The following is a 17,237-nucleotide window of genomic DNA, read 5'->3' on the forward strand; positions in this document are numbered from 1 at the left end:
GCGATAGTACGGGCCTATAAATGGCCCGCACGAGTGATCCGGCCGCCTCCGTGTTTCCGCGGGCTCAGTCGCCCGTCGAGCCGTCGAGCGCCTCGCGGATCAGGTCGGCGTGGCCGTTGTGGCGGGCGTACTCCTCGATCATGTGGGTGTAGATCCAGCGGAGGCTGAAGTGCTGCCCGTCGCGGGCGGTGCCGACGCTGAGGTCGTCCAGGTCGCGCTTGGCCGCGTGCGATCGGGCCGTCGCGACCTCACGCTGCCACGTGGCAAGGGCGTCCGCGTACGTGTCGTCGGGGCCGAAGTGGAAGTCGCCGTCCGGGTCCTCCTCGGTTCCGTACACCCAACCGTCGGGCTCGCCGCCGAACACCGTGGTGAACCACCAGCGTTCGACCTCGGTCAGGTGCCGCAGCAGGCCGAGCAGGGTGAGTGTGGAGCTCGGCACGGCGGCCTGCTTGAGCTGCTCGTCGGTGAGCCCGGAACACTTCCAGACCAGCGTCCGGCGGTGGTACTCCAGCCAGCCGTCGAGCATGGCCCGCTCGGCCGCGTCCAGTGCGGGCTCGTTGCGCTCGGTCGTCTCGGCGGGCGGTACTTCGGAGGTCGTCATGGCGTCATCCTCTCCGACGGCCTCGGCCGGAGCCAACGGTTATCGGAGCGGCGGCCCGGCCAGCATGCCGCGAAGGAGCTCGGTGAAGCCGCGCCGGATCTCCGGCTCGGACGGCACCTCGGCGTGGTAGGAACCGGCCACGCAGGAGAACATCAGGCCCTCGCTGAACGAGATCAGGGAAAGCGCGTGGCGTTCGGGCGCGCTCGATCCCGCAGCCTTCATCAGCGCCACGAGCGGCGCCCTGAACTGACGTCCGGCCGCGTCGTAGTACGCGCGGAGCTCCGGGCGCCGGGTCGCCTCCAGGGCCAACTCGTAGCGGGACACGAGCAGTTCGCGGTGGCCGGTGAGGTGGCGGTGCAGAGCCAGGGCCAGCGCGCCGGCCAGTTCGTCGGGGCCGCTCCCGGGCGCCGGCATCTCGGCCGGGACGAGCACCTTGGCCTCGCGTTCGGCCTGCCGCCGGACCGCCGCTTCGAGCAGCGCTTGGCGGGTCCGCGCCTGGTTGGAGGTCGAGCCCTGCGGCAGCCCCGCCAGCTCGTCGACGGCCCGGTGGGTGAGGCCGCGCATGCCCCGCTCGGTGAGCAGGGCGAGCGCGGTGTCGGCGATGAGATCGGCACGCGAGGTGCCCGGGGTGCGTGCGGCCATGAGGTCAATCTATCCCGCGCACTACAGCTGTAGTACCGTTGGCTTCTCACTACAGGCGTAGTCGGCAGGGGGCGTCATGGACGTGTACGGCGGCAACGGAACATCCCGCGCGGTGGTCGTCGGCGGCGGAATCGGCGGGCTCACCGCCGCCCTGGCCCTGGTCCGGCGGGGCTGGCGGGTCACCGTTCTGGAGCGGGCCGCTGAGCTGAAGCCGGTCGGCGCGGGCATCGGGCTCGCCCCCAACGCTCAGCGGGCACTCGATGTCGTCGGCCTCGGTGACGCCGTCAGGGCGCTCGCCGCCTGGCAGGGGGAGGGCGGCCTGCGCACACCGAGCGGCCGCTGGCTCTCCCGTACCGATCCGCAGGCCGCGGCCGAGGCCTTCGGCGGCCCGATGGTCCTGCTGCACCGGGCGATCCTGATCGACACCCTCGCCGCAGCGCTGCCCGAAGGAGCCCTGCGCACCGGCGAGTTGGCGGAACTGGCCGACCGCGGAGCGGTCGACCGCCCCGCGGTGGTGCGCACCGCCACGGGGGACATCGAGGCGGACCTGGTCGTCGGCGCCGACGGCATCAACTCCGCTCTGCGCAAAGCCCTGTTCCCCGCCCACCCCGGCCCCGCGTACGCAGGCTTCACCACCTGGCGCGTCGTGGTGCCCGACCCCGGCCGGCCCTTCGCGCCGCACGAGACCTGGGGGCCCGGCCGCATCTGGGGCACCCAGCCCCTCAAGGACGGCCGCCTCTACGCGTACGCGGCGGCCAGGATCCCGCGCGGCGGGCGCGCCCCCGATGGTGAACTGGCCGAGCTGCGACGGCTGTTCGGCGCCTGGCACGACCCGATCCCGGCCGTCCTCGATGCGGCCGAGGGAGGCCCGGTGCTGCGCAACGACGTCCACTGGATGGCCGAGGCCCTGCCCGCCCACCACCGCGGCCGGGTCGCCCTCATCGGCGACGCCGCACACGCCATGGCGCCCACGCTCGGCCAGGGCGGCAACCAGGCCATCGAGGACGCCATCGTCCTGGCCCACCACGCGGACCCGCACGGCGACCTCGCCACCGGCCTCGCCCACTACACCGCCGAGCGGCTGCCCCGCACCATGGGCATCGTCCGCAAAGCGGAGCGGACCGCACGGATCAACATGCTGCGCAACCCGGTGGGCATCGCGGTCCGCAACACTCTGATCAGCGCGGTCTCCGTACTTTGCCCTGCTTTCCCGCTGCGCTCCTTCGCGGACATCGCCACCTGGCAGCCGCCTGGGCGCACGTATGCTGACCAGGCAAGGAAGCAGGACACCCCTCGGCAGAAGGAGACCCCGTGAAGGTCGGATGCATCGGACTCGGGGACATCGCGCAGAAGGCCTATCTGCCGGTTCTGACCACGCTGCCGGGCACGGAACTGCATCTGCAGACCCGCACCCCGGCCACCCTGGCCGCGGTGGCCGACACCCACCGCATACCGGCCGCGCAGCGCCACACCGACCTCGAATCGCTGCTCGCGCGGGACCTCGACGCGGCATTCGTGCACGCGCCGACCGCGGTGCACCCCGAGATCGTGGCCCGGCTGCTCGAAGCGGGCGTACCGACCTATGTCGACAAGCCGCTGGCGTACGAACTCGCCGACTCCGAGCGGCTCGTGGCGCTCGCCGAGCGGCGCGGCGTCAGCCTCGCCGTCGGCTTCAACCGGCGCCTCGCGCCCGGCTACGCCCAGTGCGCCGACCATCCCCGCGAGCTCATCCTGATGCAGAAGAACCGCGTCGGGCTGCCCGAAGACCCGCGCACCCTCGTGCTCGACGACTTCATCCATGTCGTGGACACGCTCCGCTTCCTGGTGCCGGGACAGATCGAGCACACCGTCGTACGGGCCCGCGTGCGCGAGGGGCTGATGGAGCACGTCGTCCTCCAGCTCTCGGGCGACGGGTTCACCGCGATCGGCACCATGAACCGGATGAACGGGTCCACCGAGGAGATCCTGGAGGTCTCCGGGCAGGACACCAAGCGCCAGGTCCTCAACCTCGCCGAGGTCGTGGACCACAAGGGCCAGCCGACCGTGCGCCGCCGCGGCGACTGGGTGCCCGTCGCCCGCCAGCGCGGCATCGAGCAGTCCGTCCTCGCCTTCCTCGACGCCGTACGGGCGGGCAAGACGCTCAGCGCGCAGGACGCGCTGGCGACTCATGAGCTGTGCGAGAGGGTGGTGCGGGAGGCTCTGGAGCAGGCCTCCTGAGCGCACGCACGCCCTCGGCCGCGCAGAACAGGGCGAGGGCGCCGAGCGCCGAGTACACCGCCCAGTCGCCGAGCCGCACAAAGGGAGTGGTGCCGGTGGCGAGCGGCACGTCGTACACCGCGGAGGTGCTCGCGGACGTGCCGATCCAGTTGCCGATCCGCTCGCCTTCGGGGCCGTAGACCGCGCTGATGCCGGTCAGCGTCGCGTGGACCATCGGGCGGCCCGTCTCGGCGGCGCGCAGCGCGGCCAGCGAGGCGTGCTGGGCGGGCGCCCAGGTGTCCTGGAACGTGGAGGTCGAGGACTGCGCGATGAGCAACTGGGCGCCCATGCGCACCAGATGACGGCTCATGTCGGGAAACGCGGACTCGAAGCACACCAGCGGCCCCACCCGTACCGCGGACGGCAGCGTCATCACCACGGGCGTCGTGCCCCGTTGCCGGTCCTCGCCCGCCGCCTTGCCGACCGAGGTCGCCCAGCCGAGCAGCGAACGCGCCGGGATGTACTCGCCGAACGGCACGAGCCGCATCTTGTCGTAGCGCTGCCCGGTCGGACCCCCGGGCCCGACGAGGACCGAGCTCTTGAAGATTCCCGGCTTGTCGGACCTGCGCGCGTCCACATTCACCAGGATGTCCGCGTTCAGGTCCTTGGACAGCGTCGCGATCCGCGCGGCCAGATCCGGCCGGGCCGCCAGATCCTGCCCGACGCTGCTCTCGCCCCACACGACCAGGTCCACGTGCTGCCCGGCCAGCGCACGGGTCAGCGCCTCGCTGCGGGCGAACCGGGCATCCCCGTTCTCGATCACACCCGGCTGCACCACGGCGACCCTGATCCGGCCGTCCCGCTGCATGTGCGGAGCCCACATCCACACGGCCCCCGTGGCGAGGGCGCACACCACAAGGAGGGAAACCATGGCGGTACGCACAGGGGGGAACGCCACACACAGCGTGACGGCAGTGTTGACCGCCACAACCAGCAGGCTCACCAGCCATACCCCGCCCACCGACATCAGCCGCAGTGCGGGAGCGACCTCCCACTGGCTCGCGCCGAGCAGCCCCCACGGCCCGCCGAGCCCCTGCCACGACCGGGCGAGCTCCACCATCAGCCAGCCCGAGGGCACCACCGCCACGGCGGCCAGCGCGCGCAGAACGGAGGGCCCGCCGCCCAGCGTCGAGCGCACCAGGACGCCCCACGGCGCCCACAGCAGCCCGAGCAGAGCGGCCAGGACCACGATGAAGACATTGAGGCTCGGCAGCAGCCAGTGATGCACCGCGAGCATGAACCCGATGCCGCCGAGCCAGCCGTCGAGCGCTGCCCGCCGCACGCTGCCCGCGGAACGGATCAGGAGCAGCCAGGGCACGAGGGCGACGTAGGCGAACCACCACAGCGAGGGCGCCGGGAAGGCCAGCGAGGGCAGCGCCCCGGCGAGCACCGCGGCCGCCCCGCGCCACCAGGCGGAGCTCAGACGCGGTGTGTGACGGCCGACCGGAATCCGCATACCGCGCCTCCTTGCCCGCCCCCGTGATCCGTTGGGTTCCCCTGCCAGTGTGCGGGTCGGGCGTCGCCGCGCACAGACGGCCCGGCGCCCGGCGCGTCCCGCCCGCGCGCTCAGCCCCCGGCGAGCGCCCCCGACATCCGCCGCCACTTCTCGTGCACGGTCACCGACCGCAGCCGCCAGCCCGCGTCCGTGCGGACCAGCGAGAACGTGTAGCGACCGCCGGCCTCGAAGTCGGGCGTGGGCGGGGTGCCGTCGCCGTTGGCGCCCAAGCACATCGGGTTGAGGTAGTCGGCGCGCAGTTCGGCCCGGTCGCCCGGGTAGCCGCCGAGATCCTGGAGGGTCAGCAGCCGGTTGGTGATCAGGTGCTGGCGGACCGGGAAGAGCCGCATGGTCTCCGCGAGCCAGCGGGCCACCTCCTCCGCCGGGCCCTCGATGCCGCCCGCCGGGCGGTAGTCGGCGCGGCCGTCGGCGGCGAACAGGGCGCGGTAGGCGGTCCAGTCCCCGTCGTCGACGGCCGCGGCATATCCGGTGATGAGTTCGTCGATGGCCAAACGGTCGAGCAGGGTCCCGAGATCCACGCGCTGCGTCATCGGTTCAGTCTGTGCCAGCGGGACCGGAACGCCAAGAGCCCTGCACTTGTGGCTGGTTGGCGACCCGTGCTACCGCTGGCGCCATGACTGACGAGACGGCTCCAGCGGTACGCAGCGAACGGCACGGTCCGGTCACGACGGTGGTCCTTTCGCGGCCCGGCGCGCGCAACGCGGTGGACGGCCCGACCGCGAAGGCCCTGGCCGACGCCTTCCGCGCCTTCGAGGCCGACGAGCAGGCCGCGGTGGCGGTGCTCTGGGGCGAGGGAGGCACTTTCTGCGCGGGCGCCGACCTCAAGGCGATCGGCACCGACCGAGGCAACAGGGTCACCGAGGACGGCGACGGCCCGATGGGCCCCACCCGGCTCAGGCTCTCCAAACCGGTGATCGCGGCCGTCGCCGGGCACGCGGTGGCGGGCGGCCTCGAACTCGCGCTGTGGTGCGATCTGCGGGTGATGGAGCAGGACGCCGTGTTCGGAGTCTTCTGCCGCCGCTGGGGCGTGCCCCTGATCGATGGCGGAACGGTACGGCTGCCGAGGCTCATCGGGGCGGGCCGCGCCATGGACCTCGTACTCACCGGGCGACCGGTGGACGCGGCCGAGGCCCACGCCATCGGCCTCGCCGACCGGGTCGTACCGAGCGGCACCGCCCGCGCCGCGGCGGAAAAGCTGGCTGCCGAGATCGCCGCCTTCCCGCAGACGTGCCTGCGCCACGACCGGATGTCCCTGCTCGAACAGGAGGGCCGCACCGAGCCGGAAGCCCTGCTGGGCGAGGTGCGGCACGGCGCCCAGGCTCTGGGGGAGGCGGCCGAGGGAGCGGCGAGGTTCGCGGCGGGGGCGGGCCGGCACGGCGCGTTCGAGGGCCGGTGCTGACCGCCGGCGGCTCCTACGGCTGCCGGATGTACGGCGTCGTCACCGTCAGCGGGGTGAAGCCGAGGCGCCGCAGGATGGGGCGGCTCTGGTCGGAGGCGTCGACCTGGAGGTAGCGGTAGCCGCGCTCGGCGGCGATCCGGGTGCGGTAGGCGATCAGGGCGCGGTAGATCCCCTTGCCGCGCCACTCGGGCAGGGTGCCGCCGCCCCACAGGCTGGCGAACTCCGTGCCGGGGTGGAAGTCCATGCGGGCCGCGCTCACCGGCACGTCCCCAGCCATGGCGACGACCGCGGTGAAGGTGTCGGGGGCCTCGGCGAACTGGGCGAGGAGGCGCGCGCGGAACCGGGCCCCGTCGTTGGCGAAGGCCCGCTCGTGGACGTACGCCATGAGGTCCACCCCGGCCGCGTCGGTGACCGGGCGCAGCGTGATGCCGTCGGCGGGCTCGACGTCGAGGGGGAGGTCCGCGACCCGGGCGACCATGACGGTCTCCGCGGGCTCGGCCTCGAACCCGGCAGCGAGCAGGCGCCGGCCGAGGTCGGCGGGGCAGTCGTGGGCGTACAGCTTCCACTCGCACTCGTTGCCGAGGGAGGCGAAGTGGCGGGCCTGTGCCGCGATCTCCGCGTCCGCGTTCGCCGCGGTCAGGTCCGACCAGAGGATGCCGTTCCACACGTGGCCCGGACCCACCTGCCGTACGACGTCGCCGGTCCGCTCGACCGTCGCGCCGGGACCGTCGGGCAGGGCGTTCTCCCGCAGCTGCCGGTCGAAGATCGCGAGCAACTCGTCATCGGTGTCGCTGTTCAGCGCGTCGGTGTCCATCCGGCCACTCCAACACCGTGACGAGGGCCACAGCAACTGGAATTCGCGCGGCTCAGGTCCGCCGCCGCGAGGGGGCTCCCGCCGCCACCGGGGCACTTTCGCCCACCGCCGCGGCCCACTCGGCGAGCAGCCGCTCGTACTCCTCCGCGGGCCAGTGCTCGTCCGCGCCGTCGACGAGCGCACGGATGGCGTCGTTGGCGGCATCCGCGTCGGACGGCACGGGGCCGGACCGCTCGGGGGAGGAAGACATGCGACCAGGCTACGGGTCCGGTCGGACAACCGACCCCGCCAAATGCGCCGAACCCCAGGTGGGAGCGGTGCGGGGTGGCCAAGATCACAGGGTGTGGGACGTTTGGCCCGCCCGGTGTCAGGCTGCCTGGGCGGTGTCTTGGCGCACGGCCGCGGCCCACTCGACCAGGAGCCAGTGGTAGCGCTCCTCCTCTTCGGGCGAGAGGCGTCCGTCGGACCGCTCCCACAGCGAGCGGATCTCCGCGTTCACCACGTCGGCAGGGCGAAGGCAGCGGCGGTCGAAAGTCGGGGGCATGGGGACAACCCTACGGCCATCAGGTGACCCACCGCCACGGAGTGGGAACTCTCAGCCAACATGCCACAGTTGAGTGGCGTGGGAGGGCCGCAACCGGTGGGTTGCCGGGGGCGAGATCCGGACAGCTGGCCGTACGGACGTGGCAACTGCCCGGCGCGGTCGGGGCGTTGTCCGGCGCCCGGGCGGGCGTCGCCGCCTATCCTCGCGGCATGGAGCAGAGCGAGGTTCTCAAGCGAGTGATCGGCATTCTCACCGAGGCCGGGGACTACCGCCGCCGCATCGAGGCGGAGGCCGAACGGGGAGCCCCCGACACGGAGATCGGCATCGTCACCGCTCTGCTCAACGAGACGATGCCGCACATCGAGATCCCCGCCGACGCCACCCCGCAGGAGATGGCCACCCTCGTGGCGCGGGAGGTCGGCGGGGCCATCCGGCAGCTCGTGGCCGCGTTCAGCCTGGCGTTCGTGGCCCTCGCCCAGGTCCACGACTCCGGCGAGCGGGACGTGACATCGGCCGATGTGCTCCAGGACCTGGCACTGCGCGCGGAGGAGCTCAAGGGGGACGGCCCCGAGGAGTCGGCGGGCTGAGCGCCTCAACTCCCGTATGCAGTGAGTGAGTCAGAGCCCGCCACCCGCGTCCGGGCTGAGGGTGCCCGCGGCGATGAGGGCGAACAGGGCGATGCCCAGGACGATGCGGTACACCACGAAGGGCATGAAGCTCTTGTTGGAGATGAAGGCCATGAACCACGCGATGACCGCGTATCCCACGCCGAAGGCGATGACCGCGGCGAAGAGCGTCGGAAGCATCGGGGCCTGGCCCGGGCCGCCCGCGTCCTTCAGCTCGAAGACCCCCGAGGCGAGGACGGCCGGGATGGCGAGCAGGAAGGAGTAACGGGCCGCCGCCTCGCGGGTGTAGCCCATGAGGAGGCCGCCGCTGATGGTGGCGCCGGAGCGCGAGACACCCGGGATCAGAGCCATGGCCTGGCAGATGCCGTAGATCAGACCGTCCTTGGTGCTGAGTTCGCGCAGCGACTTGCGCTCCTTGGCTGCCCGGTGGCGGCCGCCCGACTCGTCGCGGGCTGCGAGCCGGTCGGCGACGCCGAGCACGACGCCCATCACGACCAGGGTGGTGGCGATCACCCGCAGATCGCGGAAGGACGTGTCGATCTGGTGCTTCAGGACGATGCCGAGCACCCCGATCGGGATCGAGCCGACGATGACGAGCCAGCCCATCCGCGCATCGTGGTCCCGGCGCAGGGAGCGGTCGGTGAGCGAGCGGAACCAGGTCGACACGATCCGCGCGATGTCCGTACGGAAGTAGATGAGGACGGCCGTCTCGGTGCCGATCTGTGTGATCGCCGTGAACGCAGGACCCGGGTCCTGCCAGCCCGCGAAGGCGGCCGTCAGCCGCAGGTGCGCACTGGAGGAGACGGGCAGGAACTCCGTGAGCCCCTGGACGAGCCCGAGTATGAACGATTCGAACCAAGACATGGGTTGCTGCGCCATCCAAGAGGGTCGGGGCCACGGCCGGTCGGGCACGACGGGGGACCGGCCGGAGCACCGGAGGCAGCACGGCTGCACCCGGAGATCTTGCGCGGATCGAGGGCACGGTAACGGCCGTGGGTGAACGGATGGTTGACGCGGCGAGGCCTGGGGGAAGCGTGGCCGTCCGGATTGTGGTGGGCCTCCGCCCAACCGCTACCGCTGCCGCAGCCGGTGCCGCTTGCGCCAGCCCACCACGGCGGCCGCGGCCCCGCTCAGCACGATGAAGCCCATGGCGATCAGGAAGGCGGACGAGGTGGGCGACGAGGCGCTGCTGCCCGCGACGACGTACGCGAGGGTGTTGGGCACCGAGCCGAGGCCCGTCGCGAGCAGGAACGGCGCCCAGCTCATGCGCGAGACCGCCGCGCAGTAGTTGGCGCCGGCGAACGGCACGCCGGGGAAGAGCCGGATCGCCATCATCGAGCGGAACCCGTGCCGCGACAGCTGGCCGTCCGCCGCCTTCAGCCAGCGCCCGCGCAGCAGGGGCCGCAGCGCGTCCTGCCCGAGCACCCGGCCGAGCCCGAACGAGATGCCCGCGCCGAGCACCGTGCCCACCAGCGAGGACGCGAATCCGGCCCAGGTGGCGAAGAGCGCCCCGGCGGCCAGATTGAGGATCGGACGCGGCACGAACGCCGCCGTGCACAGCCCGTACGCCACCGCGAAGAGCACGACGGCGCCGGCCCCGCCCACCTGCGGCGGCCAGCCCTCGGCGAGCAGCCGCTGCGGCTGGAGGACGAGGACGGCACTCCCGGCGGCCGCGAGCACCACGACGAGCAGCCCCAGCCGCGCCCAGGGCGAGAGCACTGCTCTCGTACAGCGGGCGGCGAGGCCGGGGGACGGGCGGACGGCGGGCTCCGGCATCCGGGGAGACTAACCGACGCGGGCGGTCGCCCGCCGCAGGCGAAGCCCCGGACACCCTCCCCGTACCGTGGGCCCATGACCCCTCGCGCGCCCCGCAGCCCGCTCGCCGACGACGTGCTCGGACGGCTCGTCCGGGTCTATCCCGGGGGTGGGGATCCGCACCGGGCCGCCGAGATGGTCGCGTACATGAAGGGCATCGCCCCCTTCCTCGGCATCCGCACCCCCGAGCGGCGCGCGCTGTCGCGGGCCGTGCTCGACGGGCTCGCGCGGCCCACCGAAGCGGACTGCGCCGCTGTCGCGCTGCGGTGCTGGGAGCTGGCCGAGCGCGAGTACCACTACTTCGCGGTCGACTACCTGCGGCGCAACGTCCGGGTCTGCTCGTCGGGATTCCTGCCGGTCGCCCGGCACCTCGTCGCCACCACCTCCTGGTGGGACACCGTCGACCACCTCGCCGCCCACGTCGTCGGCCCGCTCGTCGCCGCCGACGACGAGCTGACCGCCGTGATGGACGAGTGGATCGACGACGACCACCTCTGGATCGCCCGCACCGCCCTGCTCCACCAGCTCGCCCACAAGGAACACACCGACCCCGACCGCCTCTTCGACTACTGCCTGCGCCGCGGCACGCACCCGGACTTCTTCATCCGCAAAGCCATCGGCTGGAGCCTGCGCGAGTACGCCAAGACCGATCCGGGCGCGGTCCGCGCCTTTGTGACGGCCGAGCGCGAACGTCTGTCGCCGCTGTCGGTGCGCGAGGCGCTGAAGAACCTGTAGGCGGCGTTTGCCGCCCCAACTTCCGCCCGCCGAAAACCATTCGACGCGCCGCCGCCCACCAGGGATGATCGGCGACATGTCCAGGTACGCCTTCCTCGCAGCGCCGTCCGCAGTCGCGGACGCGCCGAAGGCTGCCGTCTTCACAGCGGCCGAGGCATTCACGGCCGCGGCGCCCCTCGGCGGCGCCCGAAGCTGACCCTTCCCGGAAAGTCCGGCGGACCCCGCACGGGGAGGGTCGGCCGGATTCAGGGGTCCCAGCACGCTCAGCGACCACGCGAGGGACATTCAGCCATGCCCAAGACGGCATACGTACGCACCAAGCCCCACCTCAACATCGGCACCATGGGCCACGTCGACCACGGCAAGACGACCCTGACCGCCGCCATCACCAAAGTGCTCGCCGAGCGCGGCAGCGGCACGTTCGTGCCGTTCGACCGGATCGACCGGGCCCCGGAGGAGGCCGCCCGCGGCATCACCATCAACATCGCGCACGTCGAGTACGAGACCGACACCCGCCACTACGCGCACGTCGACATGCCGGGCCACGCCGACTACGTCAAGAACATGGTCACCGGCGCCGCCCAGCTGGACGGGGCGATCCTCGTGGTCTCCGCGCTCGACGGGATCATGCCGCAGACGGCCGAACACGTCCTGCTGGCCCGCCAAGTGGGCGTCGACCACATCGTCGTCGCGCTCAACAAGGCGGACGCGGGCGACGAGGAGCTGAGCGACCTGGTCGAGCTGGAGGTCCGCGAGCTGCTCTCCGCGCACGGATACGGGGGCGACTCCGTGCCCGTCGTACGGGTCTCCGGCCTCAAGGCCCTGGAGGGCGAGCCGCGTTGGACCGAGGCGATCGGCGCGCTGCTCGACGCCGTGGACACCTATGTGCCCATGCCCGAGCGCTATGTGGACGCGCCGTTCCTGCTGCCGGTCGAGAACGTGCTCACCATCACCGGGCGCGGCACCGTCGTCACCGGAGCCGTCGAGCGCGGCACCGTGCGGGTCGGCGACCGGGTCCAAGTCCTGGGCGCGGACGTCGAGTCGGTGGTCACGGGCCTGGAGACGTTCGGCAAGCCCATGGAGTCGGCGCAGGCCGGCGACAACGTGGCGCTGCTCCTGCGCGGGGTGCCACGTGACGCGGTCCGCCGCGGACACGTGGTCGCCGAGCCCGGCAGCGTCTCGCCACGCCGGAGGTTCACCGCCCAGGTGTACGTCCTCTCCACGCGCGAGGGCGGCCGCTCGACGCCGATCGCGACCGGCTACCGGCCGCAGTTCTACATCCGTACCGCGGACGTGGTCGGCGACGTCGACCTCGGTGAGCTCGCGGTCGCGCGGCCCGGCGACACGGTCACCATGACCGTCGAGCTCGGCCGTGACACGCCGCTTGAGCCGGGCCTCGGCTTCGCCATCCGCGAGGGCGGCCGCACGGTCGGCGCCGGGACGGTCAGCTCGGTCCTGTGACCAGCGGGCCCGCCTTCCCCAACACCCCGGGGGAGGCGGGCCGTTGGCGTTCGGGCACACTGCGATCATGACGGACACTGCACTGGTACTCGGTTCGGGCGGGCTCACCGGAGTGGGCTGGGAGACCGGCATCCTGTACGGGCTCGCGGAAGCGGGCGTGGACCTGACCGACGCCGGCCTCGTCGTGGGAAGCTCGGCGGGCGCGGTCGTCGGCGTGAACACGAGCGCACGCCGGATATCCCTCGCCGAGCTGTACGGGCGTCAACTCGCCGAGCCCGAGGGGGAGATCGCGGGCCACCTCGGAGCCGGCAAGCTCTTCCGCTACGCGCGGGCCGTGATCGGCTCCCGTACGCCCGAGGACTACGGCGCGAAGATGGGCCGCTTGGCGCTCGCCGCGGACACCCCGAGCGAGGCCGACCGGCGCGCGGTCATCGCCGCCCGGCTGCTCACGCACGCGTGGCCCGAGCGGGCGCTGAAGCTGACCGCGGTCGCCGTCGACACCGGCGAGCTGAGGGTCTTCGACAAGGACAGCGGCGTGTCGCTCATCGACGCGGTCGCCGCGAGCTGCGCGGTGCCGCTGGTGTGGCCGCCGGTCACCATCGACGGGTGCAAGTGGATCGACGGCGGCCTGCACTCCACGGCCAACGCCCACCTCGCCGCCGGCTGCCGCCGCATCGTGATCATCGCGCCGAGCCCGGCCGGCGGCGGCCCGCTCGATTCCCCCGCCGCCCAGGCCGCGAAGCTCACCGAGGCGGGCGCGAAGGTGGAGCTCATCACCCCCGACGCCGCCGCGAAGAAGGCCTTCGGGCGCAACAGCCTCGACCCGGCGCGGCGCGCCCCGGCCGCCCGGGCCGGCCTCGCCCAGGCCGTCGCCCACGTCGACGCCGTCAAGGCGCTCTGGGCCTGACGCACGCCGCCCGGCGATCCGCATCCGGCCGCCGGGCGCACAATGGGACGGTGAACGACGACCCGAGCGCCGAGCCGATACCCGTCATCCGGGAGGTCGACTGGGGCACCGCCAAACTGCTGCCCGACGTCGACCGCGAGCGCGGCTGGCTGCTGACCGTCAATGGCGCCCCGCAGTCGTACGTGGACCTCGACGACCCGACCTACATCGAGTTCGAGTACGTGGGCCGGCTCGCCCACGTCGTCGACTGCGCGGCCGACGAAGGCGCCCCCCTCGACGTGCTGCACCTCGGCGGCGGGGCGCTCACCCTGCCCCGCTACGTCGCGGCGACCCGGCCGGGCTCGCGGCAGGACGTCGTGGACGCCGACCGCGCGCTCGTCCAACTCGTCCGCGAACACCTGCCGTTGCCCCCGGACGCCGGGATCACCCTGCACGCGGCGGACGCCAGGGCCTGGGCCGAGCGGGCGCCCGCCGCCTCCGCGGACCTGCTCGTCGCGGACGTCTTCGGCGGCTCGCGCGTGCCCGCGCACCTCACCTCGATCGAGTACGCGCGCGTCGCCCAGCGGGTCCTCAAGCCCGGCGGCATCTACGCGGCCAACCTCGCGGACGGCGCGCCGTTCGCCTTCCTGCGCTCCCAACTGGCCACGTTCCGGGCGGTGTTCGCAGAGGTCGCGCTGATCGCCGAGCCGTCGGTGCTGCGCGGGCGGCGCTTCGGGAACGCGGTACTGCTCGCCTCGGCGCGCCCGCTGGACGTCGCGGCGCTCGCCCGGCGCACGGCGGGGGACGCCTTCCCGGCCCGGGTCGAGCACGGCGACTCGCTGCGCCGCTTCATCGCGGACGCCCGGCCGGTCGGCGACGCGGAAGCACAGCCCTCACCCGAGCCGCCCGACGGCGCCTTCAGCATCGGCTGACACCTCGGGCCCGCCCGCGGCCACCGGCTCGGTGCGCCGGGTCAGGCGGCGTACGTCCGGCACGCACAGGACCGCCGCGGTGAGCAGCACGATCAGCGCCGAGCAGCCCCACAGCGCGGACGTACGGCCGACCGCGTTCTGGGCGGGCCCGGCGAGGGCGGTGGCCAGCGGCACCATCGCGATCGAGCCCAGCCAGTCGTAGGCGGAGACGCGCGAGAGCTTCTCCTCGGGGATCTCCTGGTTGAGGGCGGTCATCCACGAGACGCCGAACACCTCGATCGAGACGCCCGTCACCAGCATGACCGCCGCGAGCGTGGCCACCGGCAGCGGCACCGCCAGCGCCGCAGAGGGCAGGGCGAGCGGGAAGACGCACAGGCTGCCCGCGAGCAGCAGCCGGCGCGGCTTCCAGCGCATCATCAGGAGCGCGCCGCAGAACGTGCCGACGCCGAACGCGGCGAGCGCGAGCCCCCACGGGCCGGGACCGCCCAGCTCGTCGCGGGCCACCAGCGGTCCGTACACCGCCTCGGCCGCCGCGACCACGGCGTTGACCACCGAGAACTGCACCACGATCGACCACAGCCACGGCCGTGTGACGAACTCCCGCCAGCCCTCGCGGAGATCGGAGATCATCCCGCCGCCCGCCTCGCGCGGCGGGATGTGGCTCACGTCGAGGAAGGCCCGCAGCGCGCCCGCCACCGCGAAGGCCGCCGCGTCGATCGCGAGCACCCAGCCCGCGCCGAACACGGCGATCAGCGCGCCGCCGAGTGCGGCCCCGCCGATGCCCGCGCCGTGCATCGCCATCCGGTAGAGCGCGAAGGCCCGGCCCGCCTCCCTACCGCTCACGCTGGACATGAGCATGCCCTCGGAGGCCGGGCCGAAGAACGCCTGGCCCACGCCGCCGAGCGCGGTGAGGGCCATCATCTGCCAGAGCTTCGGGTCGCCGGTCAGGACGAGGAGCGCGAAGGCGCCCTGGGAAAGGAAGTTGAGGGTGTTGGCGGCGACCATCACCCGGTGCCGCGCAACGCGGTCGGCCAGCGCGCCGCCGACCAGCAGGAACAGGACGAGCGGCACGGTGCGGGCCGCCGCGACCAGGCCCACGTCGCCGCCACTGCCGCCGGACTGGAGCACCGCGAACGCCGCCGCGATCAGGGCGCCCTGGCTGCCCAGGTTGGTGACGACCGCGGCGGCGGTCAGCAGGGTGTAGTTGCGGCCCGCCCAGGACGGGCGGCGTGCGTGCGAAGGGGTGGCGGCGGCGGAAGTCACTCAGGGACTATCGCCGCCGCCACCCCGTGGCGACAAACGGTTTGCGGCCTCGCTCGCGGCAGGAACCCGGCCCCTGTCAGGACCGGATCGCGTCACCGGTGCGCGTTACCGGTGCGCGTCAGGAACCGGAGTCGGTGACCGGCACGAGCCGTATGGTGCCGAGGATCTTCTGGATGGTGTCCTCGTCGACCGCGCCGGGCACGCCCGTGTTGGCGATGAAGCTCCAGGCCGCGAGGTCGCCCTTGGCGGTCTTGAAGCCGAATAGCACGGACTGGCCCTCGGTGGAGCACTTGTCCGTCTTCTTCGCGCCCGTCGTCTTGGCGCGGACCACGCTGCCCTGAAGACCCGACTTCGTCGTGAAGGGGACCGGCTTCTCGGAGGTGATGTGGTTCTTGTCCGGCTGGGTGTAGGCGTAGTACAGCCAGTCGTCGGCCTGCTCGGCCGCGTCGTCCGTCGACTTGGCGCCGTTCGCGCCCTTGGTGCCGATCTGGGCGAGAGCGGTGTTCTCGTCGCGACCGCTGCCGTTCTTGGTGGTGCACCACTTGGACTTGTAGTAGGCGGGGGAGGACATCATCATGCCGCCGAACCCGTTGGGGTCCGCCTTGTCGGACCAGCCGACGCTCATGCCGGGGCTGTCGACCTCCCAGTCCGGCGGTACGTCGAAGGCGTCGCCCTTGGTGGGGTTCACCACGACCTTCCAGCCCGCGATCACCGGCTGGACCTGGGTGCCCGCGCCACGCGGGTTGGCGGCCGGGGAGGACGGCGCCGCCGGAGACGAAGCCGCGGGCGACTTCTTGTCCTTGCCGTCGGCCTTGGTGTCGCTCTTGCCGTCGTCCTTGAGGACCACCACGCCGGTCACGGCGGCGGCCACGACCACGGCGGTGGCCGCGATGATGGCGATGAGGGTGGTCTTCTTCTTGTCGTTTTTCTCCGGTGGCTGCGGCGGCCCGGGCGGGCTGCCCACGGGGTACTGCGGCACCGTGGGCTGCTGGTACGGGTTAGGTGTCTGGTAACCCTGCTGCGGCGGATACCCCGGCGGCGGCGCGGGCTGCTGCCCCGGCTGCGTATAGGGATTCGGCTGCTGGTACCCCGGCTGCTGGTACGGGTTCTGATTCGGATCCTGCGGGTTCTGCTCGCCCCCGGGCGGCTGCTGTCCTGGCCACATGGCCAGTAACCATAGAGGTGCACTCCCGCTCCTGCTACGGCCGCCCCCGTCAGGGGATGGCCAATGGTGGCTACCCATGGGTAACATCGGCCCCATGAGCGCTGATCAGATGTCCGTGGGCGAGATGCTCGCCGCGACCGTTCCCATGGCCCGCACCCTCAACCTGAAGTTCCTGGAGACCACCCCCGAGCGTGCCGTGGTGGAGCTGCCGGACCAGTCCGAGTACCACAACCACGTGGGCGGACCGCACGCCGGAGCGATGTTCACGCTCGCCGAGTCCGCCAGTGGCGCCATCGTCATCGCCGCCTTCGGCGACCAGATGAACCGTGCCGTGCCGCTCGCCGTCAAGGCGGAGATCGGCTACAAGAAGCTCGCCATGGGCGTCGTCACCGCCACCGCGACGCTGGGCCGCCCGATCGCCGACGTGGTGGCCGAGCTCGACGCAGGGCAGCGCCCCGAGTTCCCCGTCGTCATCGAGATCCAGCGCGCGGACGGCGCCGTGACCGGCGAGATGACCGTTGTGTGGACGCTTCGCCCCAACTCCTGATCACTCCGTGGCGCAGGCTACGGAACCCGAAGGCG

At 72.6% G+C, this 17,237-nt stretch carries 20 protein-coding genes; 9 read left to right on the forward strand and 11 right to left on the reverse strand.

Going from position 1 to position 17,237, the window contains the following annotated elements; translation table 11 throughout:
• Positions 1-64 precede the first annotated feature (64 nt).
• On the reverse strand, positions 65-601 hold the full coding sequence (locus tag OHA17_RS33270) for a DinB family protein (protein WP_406509556.1): 537 nt from the start codon (positions 599-601) through the stop codon (positions 65-67).
• Between the two features lie 39 nt (positions 602-640).
• On the reverse strand, positions 641-1,243 hold the full coding sequence (locus OHA17_RS33275; RefSeq protein ID WP_406509557.1) for a TetR/AcrR family transcriptional regulator: 603 nt from the start codon (positions 1,241-1,243) through the stop codon (positions 641-643).
• A gap of 76 nt (positions 1,244-1,319) precedes the next feature.
• Between OHA17_RS33275 and OHA17_RS33280 the strand changes: the two genes are divergently transcribed.
• Entirely contained in the window at positions 1,320-2,558 is a 1,239-nt protein-coding gene (locus OHA17_RS33280; protein ID WP_406509558.1) for an FAD-dependent oxidoreductase, read from the forward strand.
• Entirely contained in the window at positions 2,555-3,460 is a 906-nt protein-coding gene (locus OHA17_RS33285; protein ID WP_406509559.1) for a Gfo/Idh/MocA family protein, read from the forward strand. The genes OHA17_RS33280 and OHA17_RS33285 overlap by 4 nt, the downstream gene beginning before the upstream one ends.
• Here OHA17_RS33285 and lnt read toward each other — a convergent pair.
• Positions 3,384-4,955, reverse strand: a complete 1,572-nt coding sequence (lnt, locus tag OHA17_RS33290; protein WP_406509560.1) for an apolipoprotein N-acyltransferase — start codon at positions 4,953-4,955, stop codon at positions 3,384-3,386. The two genes, OHA17_RS33285 and lnt, sit on opposite strands and share 77 nt — an antisense overlap.
• Before the next feature lie 110 nt (positions 4,956-5,065).
• The gene (locus OHA17_RS33295; RefSeq protein ID WP_406509561.1) at positions 5,066-5,545 is read right to left on the reverse strand and encodes a nuclear transport factor 2 family protein; all 480 of its coding nucleotides are present in this window, start codon (positions 5,543-5,545) and stop codon (positions 5,066-5,068) included.
• A gap of 83 nt (positions 5,546-5,628) precedes the next feature.
• Here OHA17_RS33295 and OHA17_RS33300 point away from each other — a divergent pair, with 83 nt between their 5' ends.
• The gene (locus OHA17_RS33300; protein ID WP_406509562.1) at positions 5,629-6,414 is read left to right on the forward strand and encodes a crotonase/enoyl-CoA hydratase family protein; all 786 of its coding nucleotides are present in this window, start codon (positions 5,629-5,631) and stop codon (positions 6,412-6,414) included.
• 13 nt (positions 6,415-6,427) lie between these two features.
• Here OHA17_RS33300 and OHA17_RS33305 read toward each other — a convergent pair whose 3' ends face one another.
• The 3 genes from OHA17_RS33305 to OHA17_RS33315 form a co-directional block, all read right to left on the reverse strand.
• Positions 6,428-7,228, reverse strand: a complete 801-nt coding sequence (locus OHA17_RS33305; RefSeq protein ID WP_406509563.1) for a GNAT family N-acetyltransferase — start codon at positions 7,226-7,228, stop codon at positions 6,428-6,430.
• Positions 7,229-7,280: 52 nt separating this feature from the next.
• Positions 7,281-7,478, reverse strand: a complete 198-nt coding sequence (locus OHA17_RS33310; RefSeq protein WP_406509564.1) for a hypothetical protein — start codon at positions 7,476-7,478, stop codon at positions 7,281-7,283.
• A 117-nt stretch (positions 7,479-7,595) separates the two neighbouring features.
• On the reverse strand, positions 7,596-7,772 hold the full coding sequence (locus OHA17_RS33315; RefSeq protein ID WP_406509565.1) for a hypothetical protein: 177 nt from the start codon (positions 7,770-7,772) through the stop codon (positions 7,596-7,598).
• A gap of 209 nt (positions 7,773-7,981) precedes the next feature.
• On the opposite strand from OHA17_RS33315, the gene OHA17_RS33320 reads away from it, so the two are divergent.
• Positions 7,982-8,359 carry a hypothetical protein gene (locus OHA17_RS33320; RefSeq protein ID WP_398881760.1) on the forward strand — a complete coding sequence of 126 codons (378 nt, stop codon included), beginning with the start codon at positions 7,982-7,984 and terminating at the stop codon, positions 8,357-8,359.
• Between the two features lie 30 nt (positions 8,360-8,389).
• Here the strand turns inward: OHA17_RS33320 and OHA17_RS33325 are convergent, their stop codons facing one another.
• Entirely contained in the window at positions 8,390-9,262 is an 873-nt protein-coding gene (locus OHA17_RS33325) for an undecaprenyl-diphosphate phosphatase (protein ID WP_406509566.1), read from the reverse strand.
• Positions 9,263-9,469: 207 nt separating this feature from the next.
• The gene (locus OHA17_RS33330; RefSeq protein WP_406509567.1) at positions 9,470-10,174 is read right to left on the reverse strand and encodes a TVP38/TMEM64 family protein; all 705 of its coding nucleotides are present in this window, start codon (positions 10,172-10,174) and stop codon (positions 9,470-9,472) included.
• A 75-nt stretch (positions 10,175-10,249) separates the two neighbouring features.
• Between OHA17_RS33330 and OHA17_RS33335 the strand changes: the two genes are divergently transcribed.
• The 4 genes from OHA17_RS33335 (at position 10,250) to OHA17_RS33350 (ending at position 14,227) form a co-directional block, all read left to right on the forward strand.
• Positions 10,250-10,948, forward strand: coding sequence for a DNA alkylation repair protein (locus OHA17_RS33335; RefSeq protein WP_406509568.1), 699 nt, complete (start codon positions 10,250-10,252; stop codon positions 10,946-10,948).
• Positions 10,949-11,239: 291 nt separating this feature from the next.
• A complete protein-coding gene (tuf, locus tag OHA17_RS33340; RefSeq protein ID WP_406509569.1) occupies positions 11,240-12,409 on the forward strand; it encodes an elongation factor Tu in 1,170 nt (389 codons plus the stop codon).
• A gap of 67 nt (positions 12,410-12,476) precedes the next feature.
• Positions 12,477-13,316 carry a patatin-like phospholipase family protein gene (locus OHA17_RS33345; RefSeq protein ID WP_406509570.1) on the forward strand — a complete coding sequence of 280 codons (840 nt, stop codon included), beginning with the start codon at positions 12,477-12,479 and terminating at the stop codon, positions 13,314-13,316.
• A gap of 50 nt (positions 13,317-13,366) precedes the next feature.
• Positions 13,367-14,227, forward strand: a complete 861-nt coding sequence (locus tag OHA17_RS33350; protein ID WP_406509571.1) for a spermidine synthase — start codon at positions 13,367-13,369, stop codon at positions 14,225-14,227.
• Here the strand turns inward: OHA17_RS33350 and OHA17_RS33355 are convergent.
• Positions 14,189-15,490, reverse strand: coding sequence for an MFS transporter (locus tag OHA17_RS33355; RefSeq protein ID WP_406509572.1), 1,302 nt, complete (start codon positions 15,488-15,490; stop codon positions 14,189-14,191). The two genes, OHA17_RS33350 and OHA17_RS33355, sit on opposite strands and share 39 nt — an antisense overlap.
• 118 nt (positions 15,491-15,608) lie before the next feature.
• Positions 15,609-16,655 carry a hypothetical protein gene (locus OHA17_RS33360; protein ID WP_406509573.1) on the reverse strand — a complete coding sequence of 349 codons (1,047 nt, stop codon included), beginning with the start codon at positions 16,653-16,655 and terminating at the stop codon, positions 15,609-15,611.
• A 109-nt stretch (positions 16,656-16,764) separates the two neighbouring features.
• On the opposite strand from OHA17_RS33360, the gene OHA17_RS33365 reads away from it, so the two are divergent.
• Positions 16,765-17,202 (forward strand): DUF4442 domain-containing protein, encoded by a 438-nt coding sequence (locus OHA17_RS33365; RefSeq protein ID WP_399490222.1) that lies wholly within the window; start codon positions 16,765-16,767, stop codon positions 17,200-17,202.
• Positions 17,203-17,237 lie beyond the last annotated feature (35 nt).

Origin of the sequence: Streptomyces sp. NBC_00212 (assembly GCF_045206365.1) — a bacterium.
Classification (GTDB): domain Bacteria; phylum Actinomycetota; class Actinomycetes; order Streptomycetales; family Streptomycetaceae; genus Streptomyces.